The sequence below is a fragment of the Vibrio sp. 10N.261.55.A7 genome (assembly GCF_002877365.1).
GTDB lineage: Bacteria > Pseudomonadota > Gammaproteobacteria > Enterobacterales > Vibrionaceae > Vibrio.
In genome coordinates this window covers 1-7,341 of sequence record NZ_MCWZ01000150.1, presented here as the reverse complement: position 1 = coordinate 7,341, position 7,341 = coordinate 1, and the positions used below count along the sequence as shown (strand labels likewise).

Sequence of the window (7,341 nt, the reverse complement as noted above, 5' to 3'; positions counted from 1 at the left end):
TAGCCCTTTAGCCCTTTATCCATTTACATCCTGTTATTGTGATTTTCCCTACTAAAACTTATGCCTCACAGTCTAATATATTCGCTCGTTAACTAAGTGAATTGATTTATGCAGAAGAGACAGGCCCTTGAGTTGGACATGGAATGCTTAATGGAAAGTTATCCACTCAATGGTGGGGGGATTGGAAATAATGGATAAAGTCCGAACAGGAGATCACATTCACCGAGACATGTAGTGCAGAGGGGGCAGCAGCACTTACCCATTTAGATTCGCTGAATTAACTAGTTAACGTGTTGAGTTCAATGAAAGGCGATCGTTAACATCGTTCAAGTATCAAGAGTTTGCCCTTTGTGAGTTTCAAAGCATTTTGTGTTAACCAAAATAAGCTGATGGAGCTAGGGATTAAATTTACCTTATGCACTACATTTAGGCCCAAATTATAAATACTATAGAGTGATCGATTTCAAGTTCTGCTTCACGGGGTAAGGTTGGAGAAAGGCAGAACTGGGTGTATTATAAAGGTAAGGCGGAAAACCTGATCACGATGAAGTAGGAACCATGATCAGGAGGGGGCTGTTATTAACAGGGTTTAGCCCTTTCGTGATAGAACGGCGTTATGTACTCGGGTGAATCCTGCTAGTGATGTAGAGGTGTAACCAAAGCACGATACTCTATTACCCTGTTTCAGAGTTGTTGCGACCTTCCACTTAGTCACGCTTTCTCCGTCGATATAACAGCGTGTTCCGTTGTCATATTCCCACTTCCCATCTTTATCTTTTACGGCAAGTTTGTTAGTCATAACGTTAAAAGCGTAGTTATTGTTGACATCTAAAATCCAATCATCGGCACCTTGTACCCAATTACCAGATGCAGCATTACGAGGTAGCTTTGACTTCAAATCATTGGCCTCCGCAATTAATGAAGAGTTCTGTTGGCTTACAGTCTTCAATCGAGCCTCTAAAGTTCTAATAGTTGCTGTGTGTTGAGCTATATCGTCATCGTACTTGCGTAACTCTTTCGCTAATCGAGCATCAACCTCTGCTTTACCACTTGCATTCAACTCCGCTCTAAGACGGTTGTTGTCTACTTTCAAACCGCGGTTAGCAGTAACGAACTTCTCTATAGTACCTTGCTTAACTGAGATAGCGTTCTCATGCACAACAAAACTAGTAAAGGCGACAATAGCTAAACCAATATAAGACCAAACCTTTTTACTCAATTTTGTGTCTATAAGCTCTTTCAATTCTCTATCGAGAGCTACGCTTTTATTTTCTTCTCTTTGGGCTCTCTGCACTAGGTGGTCGTTGGCTTTCTTGTGGGCCTCTAAATTTCCTGCAACCTCGTCAAAGGCCGCTTCCATCTTTTCCATGGTAGCGCGATCACTTTTGTTCTCAGCCATCCAAAATTTGATACGTTCTTCGAGATTCTCAATTTGGGATAGTAGCTCTCGTTCTTTCTTGCCTGCCCCTGCTGTATTGCCTTGGTTTCTTCGTAGTTGCGCTAGTTCTTCTTTAAGTTCTTGGTTTTCCTTCTCCGCCCTGTTAATACGTTCGATCAGTTTCCCTTGTCGACGTTCTTTGTTTGTAGACATTTTAAATTACCAAAATGTAGTTAGTCTCATAACTAAAGTTACTTCACTAGCATCCAATTATTACCCTGGTATACGTAAATAGGGTAGCCGTGGGTGTTACGTACAAAGCTCAATGTTTTACTTTCATAGTATCTATGATTTACATTTTACAGTGAAAGTGTGTAGGACATTACCGTCTATGAAAACGTAGTTAATCTTGTACCAACCCCCGACTCTTATAAAGTCCTTGGTCTCTCTATCTGTAGAGTTACACATGGTTGATTTGGCCTGTGTCTCCATTGCATTCTTCATTGCTTCAAGGTCTAACTTAACCCCCTGCTGTTGAGCTATTATAGCTAGATCGGCCATCGTGTATTTGAGGCGGGTATTCGTCGAGATGCCTCCACCACTAAGATGCACCATTGACTCCATTGACATGTTAGCGTTTAGTTGTACCGGAAGGTTCTTGACATTTTCTTTTACTATCTTTGCAGCCATTACATCAGCCGCATTTGAAGCCATTGTGTTGAATGAAAATAGTGCTATTACACTTATTAGTAATAGTTTATTCATGGTTTGGGTCTCGTTAGTTAAGTTTGTTAGTTTCTTCAATGACGGTGAATTCATCACCCTCTAATACGATTACGTTACCTACAACCATCTCAGAGAGTTCGTTGAATGCACCGACCAGTGATTTACTAGTGTGAGCATTCCACGCCCCTTTGTTGCTGTGGCGGGTAAATTTTACAAAGAAATTGATGTTTGTGTTTGAGCGGATTGTTATTGAGTTATTGATCATGCCTCTAATTTCTCCATTGCTTGGATTGTCTTGGATACTGATGCTGTAGCATCTCTCATATCTTGGATAGCATTAGCTAATGAATCTGCTAAACCAACGTTAACTATTGCCGGTGTCATGTAGTCGCCTAAACCATTGGAGTAAACAGTCATAACAACCTCAAGTTTAATGATGTCATTCAACACAGCATAAGCGTCATCTAAAAGGTCTTTTCCACATGCATATTGTTTCGCGTTAGCACGAAAGTGGTTCCACTGTTCACATGCTTCATAATCCATACGTACAAGAGCCATGATTGCTCCTGCTACAGCTTTTTCTGAGGTGTAGAGTTCACTCCAATTAAGGACGTTATCTATCATTGTATTGTTTAGGATCTCATTTTCCATAGGGATTATAGGGAGTACGATAGATAGCTCTTGTTTGATTGCAGCACGTAGATCATCACGTTTGCGATTCTTGAATACATTAAACATGGTTTACCTTGGCTAGTTTCGTTTGGCGCATATTAGCCCCCCCCTCCGCGCCCTGTATACACCCGATTTGGAATATAGGTTATTCCGTATGCAATACGCCCCCTATTACTAGCATCACCTTTGCTATCTGACCGCCGAGTTCTTTTTCCTCAATCATTTTGCCTCTTTTATCTTGGCTGACCTTCGATTTAAGGTAGCGAGTAGACGAATCTATTGGAGTAGGTTCCGCTGATCTGATCCAGGTAGACTGGACACCAAGTTAAGCGCTTTTCAATACTTGTAGTTATTTATTATTTTCTAATTTAGTAAAATCGCTAACAAGCTTTTGTCCAGATCCGTGTTAGTAGGTGCGATTCTAATGGCTTGCCAACCAATGAAGAGTTCGTTATCGCTCAACAGTCGGTAGAACTTCTGTAATAGATTCTAAGAAAATCAGATAACGAAAAGCGAGCCAAGTGGCTCGCTTTTTTGTTTTATATGTTTGGTTCAACCATCACGAACGATGTTTTTTTCATCTAGCAGATCTTCGAGTCGACGAGGCTCGAGCTGACTCATTTCTGCCCCTTTATGATTTAGAGCATGTTAATTACCTTTCTCAGAAATAGAGTGTTATTAATTTTTCTATGAGTAAATTATTTTCAATTGTTGCACTTCAAAACGGTTACTGTTAGCTTATTCGCATGAAATACATATCAACTATCACATCATTCTTCTTCTGGTGGCGCTCTAATTAGAGCGGCACGGAATTCTTACATTCTTGAGCTGCTGGAAGGTGGCTGAGACTGTAATTTCTTTTGTATCTCCAGTAGCGATCTATTTTAACTAGGAGATATACCATGAGTACAAAGCAACATAATGATAAACCAGAAATTATCTTGACTGGTGATAGAGCGACAGGTCCATTGCATCTCGGTCATTACGTCGGTTCATTACAGCAGCGCGTAGCTTTACAGGCAGATCATGAGCAAACGATCCTCGTTGCTGACATGCAAGGTCTTACTGATAATGCCCACAATCCGAAAAAAGTATCATCTAATATTCTAAATGTCGTTGCTGATTATCTGGCTGTTGGTATCGACCCCTCTAAAACCACTATTTGCCTTCAATCACAACTACCAGCCCTTGCTGAGTTGACTATGTATTACAGTAACCTCGTAACCATCAGTCGGCTAGAGCGAAATCCAACAGTAAAAAGCGAAATACAAAACAAAGGGTTTGAACGGTCTATCCCAGCAGGCTTCCTCACATACCCTATATCTCAAGCTGCTGATATAACGGGATTTAATGCATCATTAGTTCCTGTTGGAGATGATCAGTTACCTATGCTTGAGCAAACCAACGAGATTGTGAGGAAGGTGAACGCTCTGGCGGGTCGTAGTGTATTAACTGAGTGTCGACCTTTATTGAGCAATGCACCACGTCTTCCTAGTACAGATGGAAAAAATAAGATGTCTAAGTCGATGGGCAATGGCATTAATCTTGGGGCTAGTGAAAAAGAAATCTCTGCCGCTGTAAAATCTATGTATACAGATCCCAACCATCTGAGGGTCGAAGAACCTGGTAAGGTGGAAGGAAATGTTGTATTTACCTACCTTGATGCTTTTCACTCTGATACAGACTATGTCAAGCAACTAAAAGAACACTATCGACGTGGCGGGCTTGGCGACGGTACAACGAAAACGGTGCTGGAAGAGTGCCTACAGGAAATGCTTCGACCAATAAGAGAAAGTAGAAGCCAGTTTTTGAATGATAAAGCCCAACTAGTTGATATTTTAGTGAAGGGAAGCCAAGTCTCCAGAGAAAAAACATCCAAAGTGCTTTTTGATGTTAAGGACATTTTTGGTCTGAATCTTTTCTGAGTATCATTTTTTAAAAGTCAGCTTCTAGAATTTCATTAGCTGAATAGCTGAATAGCTGGAAGCTGACTTCATACTTATACGTTTGCAGCAGAACTTGGTCACATGTAACTCATTTGTGTCCAAAAGTTTGTTACACACATGTCCATTGTGTCTTTCGTCGGACTGATTGCAGCGTTGTAATTTTACTACGTTGAATTTTAGCAGTTCTACAAATTTGCAGACTTTCGATGCAATGTTATGCGAACTTATATTGCAAATAGTATTGTAAGTCTTTGATGGCTCGCTCGAGTTATGCTGACTTATCTTGCAAGCATCACCATTTGAAGCCTGCAATATATGTTGTGCAAGCATCACCATTAAAAAAGCCGCTTTTATTAGCGGCTTTTTGCTATCTAGCGTTTATCTCAATTACTTGTAACGATTGGTATTGAGCCATTTCGTCAGCTATGTTTGCCTAATCCAATTCGCAGTAAATTTGAATTGTTTTAACGTCTTTACTTTGAACCTGAGAGGCCAGCGTTGCACCTGCCGCCTCGCACTGTTCAAGCGTTGTGAACTGTCTATTTACATCAGTTTCTGCTGTTGTTTGAGTGCCACCTACAATTAAGCTCAAAATAAGAGTTAGTTCATACATATCGTATTATTGCCTTTATTTAGTTGAGCAAAGCTTCCATGTATGAATTAGTGTGCGTCATTGCTGAGTCTTTGCTTTGATGGCAGAAATATAACTGATAGGTAGTGTGCAATCTTACCAAATTGCGCCAACACCTAAAGAAGTGACAGGCTCATCCCTACGTTATTCGAGTGATCAATGTAGGTATGATTTTTGAAAGAGTCTGAGCAAATTTGGCATGCTGATCCATCGGCCAGTGAACGCCTTCTACTTTGCAGGTTTCAATGACTTTCCTACGTCCAGAAAGTGGCACCCTGACTCTTCAGCACCCACAAAGCTTTCCTTGAAAGGGCCAATTTCAATCACAGGAGGAGGGCAAACCAGTTGCACTTCGGCGGGTTTTCCATAAAGCCATGATGAAACTGCTGAACAATCTGCACAAGTCTCGCTGCGCCTTTCGAAATGTCAAAAGCGGCGGCATGGAATCGGCTTTGAAGGTCGTTAGTTCCTAATACCATCACGACAAGATCTGGGTGGTGGCTTTCCAAGCGCATTGTCCACCGTTCGTCCTTATTCAAGTCATCCAACAGCCAATCATGAGCTCAGAGAGAAGTGAATGACCAGAAAAGGCAGTGGATTGAATACTAAGCATTGAATACTCACTATCAATGTTTTTTATGGAAGGGAAGTTGGTAGCTAATTTGCTTATTGATACGAAATGATGTAGAGAAACTGATAGTCGGTATCAGTTTTGTTTTAAGACGGTTAATTCGGGGTATTGTTTCTGTAGAGTGAATGGCTGTATTTTGTTTAGGGCATAAAAAAGCCAGAACGAGTCATCGTTCTGGCTATGCATTTCTTAACCGAGATTGAGCGAAAATGATGGATAAAAAGGGCTCAACCTTGGTTTAGCTGATCGGTTTGTTCTTTATCATCCGGTGTGCTTCGCGCTTTAAACACTCTAGCAGCGGGTGATCGCCAATGTCAGCTCGCCAAATAAACGAGATAGCACGATCCATTTTAAGCTCTGGGACATTAAGTGCGGCTAACTTCCCTTCTTTAATGTCTGGTGCGACATCAAGGTATGGTAAGCAGGTTAGGTATTGGCCATTGCTAACCAGAGATCGAATGACAGGAACATAAGAGTGTTCGCGCCAAACATCAAGGTCAGGAATCAGAGGTACCATCGCACTTTCGAATATTTCTCGAGTACCTGCACCGCCTTCACGTAACACCCACTGTGCTTGCTCTAACTGTGCCAAGCTCACCTGTTTATTCTTGGTATAAGGGTGATGCGCCGAACTGACGATAACCAGATGATCACGACACCACTCTTCTTGGTGCGTTCGATTGTCGTCACAGCGTCCTTCAATAATACCAATATCGTATTCGTAATTGAGTACGCCTTGAATAACGCGGTGAGTACTTCTTACTTCAACACCCGTACGTATCTCAGGAAAGTCGCTGTCAATTTTGCTGATAAGCTCTGGTACTAAGTGCTCTGCAGGGGTTTGACTCGCACCAATGTTAATGCTGCCACTGAATATGTGTTGATCGTAAAAGCCAAGCTCGATTTGCTCCGCGTCTTGTAGCAACCTTTTGGCTTTCGGTCGTAACCAATTACCCCAGTGGCTGAGACGCATCTCTTTCCCTTGGCGGATAAATAGCTCTCGCCCAAGTAGCTTTTCAAGCTGGCTTAATGACATGCTTGCCGCTGACTGAGTGACCGAAAGACGTTCTGCTGCTTGACTGACACTGCCCAACTCCGCAACTGAGTCAAAAACGGCCAATTGCTTTAATGAATAACGCACTCGCACTCCTTCAATTCTACTGGATAGGGCTCTTAACGATGCCCTTGTCATAACCTAGATAAAGGCTAATCAGATTTATCTATTGAACGCCCGCATTGTATCAATTTTTCTTCACAAGGTAACTAAACGTTTTTTCCATAACTAAGTCTTTTATTAATAAGGGTTTAATGGGCGGAATAACAATTATTGATGATGGATATTTTAAGTGGTTCACTT

Annotated in this window: 8 protein-coding genes; 1 reads left to right on the top strand and 7 read right to left on the bottom strand. The window is 41.5% G+C overall.

The window, feature by feature from the left end:
- Nucleotides 1–589: 589 nt before the first annotated feature.
- The 4 genes from BCU12_RS09265 to BCU12_RS09250 all read right to left on the bottom strand — a co-directional run bounded on the left by BCU12_RS09265 (nt 590) and on the right by BCU12_RS09250 (nt 2,842).
- A complete protein-coding gene (locus tag BCU12_RS09265; protein WP_102404042.1) occupies nt 590–1,591 on the bottom strand; it encodes a hypothetical protein in 1,002 nt (333 codons plus the stop codon).
- 132 nt (nt 1,592–1,723) lie between these two features.
- Nucleotides 1,724–2,143, bottom strand: a complete 420-nt coding sequence (locus BCU12_RS09260; protein WP_102404041.1) for a hypothetical protein — start codon at nt 2,141–2,143, stop codon at nt 1,724–1,726.
- A 13-nt stretch (nt 2,144–2,156) separates the two neighbouring features.
- Nucleotides 2,157–2,369, bottom strand: coding sequence for a hypothetical protein (locus BCU12_RS09255; protein WP_102404040.1), 213 nt, complete (start codon nt 2,367–2,369; stop codon nt 2,157–2,159).
- On the bottom strand, nt 2,366–2,842 hold the full coding sequence (locus BCU12_RS09250; protein ID WP_102404039.1) for a hypothetical protein: 477 nt from the start codon (nt 2,840–2,842) through the stop codon (nt 2,366–2,368). Before BCU12_RS09250 ends, BCU12_RS09255 begins: the two co-directional genes overlap by 4 nt.
- 836 nt (nt 2,843–3,678) lie before the next feature.
- Between BCU12_RS09250 and trpS the strand changes: the two genes are divergently transcribed.
- Entirely contained in the window at nt 3,679–4,701 is a 1,023-nt protein-coding gene (gene trpS / locus BCU12_RS09245) for a tryptophan--tRNA ligase (protein ID WP_017033936.1), read from the top strand.
- A 454-nt stretch (nt 4,702–5,155) separates the two neighbouring features.
- Here the strand turns inward: trpS and BCU12_RS09240 are convergent, their stop codons facing one another.
- The 3 genes from BCU12_RS09240 to BCU12_RS09230 form a co-directional block, all read right to left on the bottom strand.
- Nucleotides 5,156–5,335: a hypothetical protein gene (locus BCU12_RS09240; protein WP_102404038.1), complete on the bottom strand. Its 180-nt coding sequence runs from the start codon at nt 5,333–5,335 to the stop codon at nt 5,156–5,158.
- 341 nt (nt 5,336–5,676) lie between these two features.
- On the bottom strand, nt 5,677–5,868 hold the full coding sequence (locus tag BCU12_RS09235; RefSeq protein WP_102404037.1) for a hypothetical protein: 192 nt from the start codon (nt 5,866–5,868) through the stop codon (nt 5,677–5,679).
- Between the two features lie 354 nt (nt 5,869–6,222).
- Nucleotides 6,223–7,125 carry a LysR substrate-binding domain-containing protein gene (locus BCU12_RS09230; RefSeq protein ID WP_102404036.1) on the bottom strand — a complete coding sequence of 301 codons (903 nt, stop codon included), beginning with the start codon at nt 7,123–7,125 and terminating at the stop codon, nt 6,223–6,225.
- Nucleotides 7,126–7,341: the final 216 nt, after the last annotated feature.

Excerpts from the sequence above, each read along its gene's own strand:
- BCU12_RS09265 (WP_102404042.1), bottom strand. The coding sequence starts at position 1,591 with ATGTCTACAAACAAAGAACGTCGACAAGGGAAACTGATCGAACGTATT.
- BCU12_RS09260 (WP_102404041.1), bottom strand. The coding sequence starts at position 2,143 with ATGAATAAACTATTACTAATAAGTGTAATAGCACTATTTTCATTCAAC.
- BCU12_RS09255 (WP_102404040.1), bottom strand. The coding sequence starts at position 2,369 with ATGATCAATAACTCAATAACAATCCGCTCAAACACAAACATCAATTTC.
- BCU12_RS09250 (WP_102404039.1), bottom strand. The coding sequence starts at position 2,842 with ATGTTTAATGTATTCAAGAATCGCAAACGTGATGATCTACGTGCTGCA.
- trpS (WP_017033936.1), top strand. The coding sequence starts at position 3,679 with ATGAGTACAAAGCAACATAATGATAAACCAGAAATTATCTTGACTGGT.
- BCU12_RS09240 (WP_102404038.1), bottom strand. The coding sequence starts at position 5,335 with ATGTATGAACTAACTCTTATTTTGAGCTTAATTGTAGGTGGCACTCAA.
- BCU12_RS09235 (WP_102404037.1), bottom strand. The coding sequence starts at position 5,868 with ATGCGCTTGGAAAGCCACCACCCAGATCTTGTCGTGATGGTATTAGGA.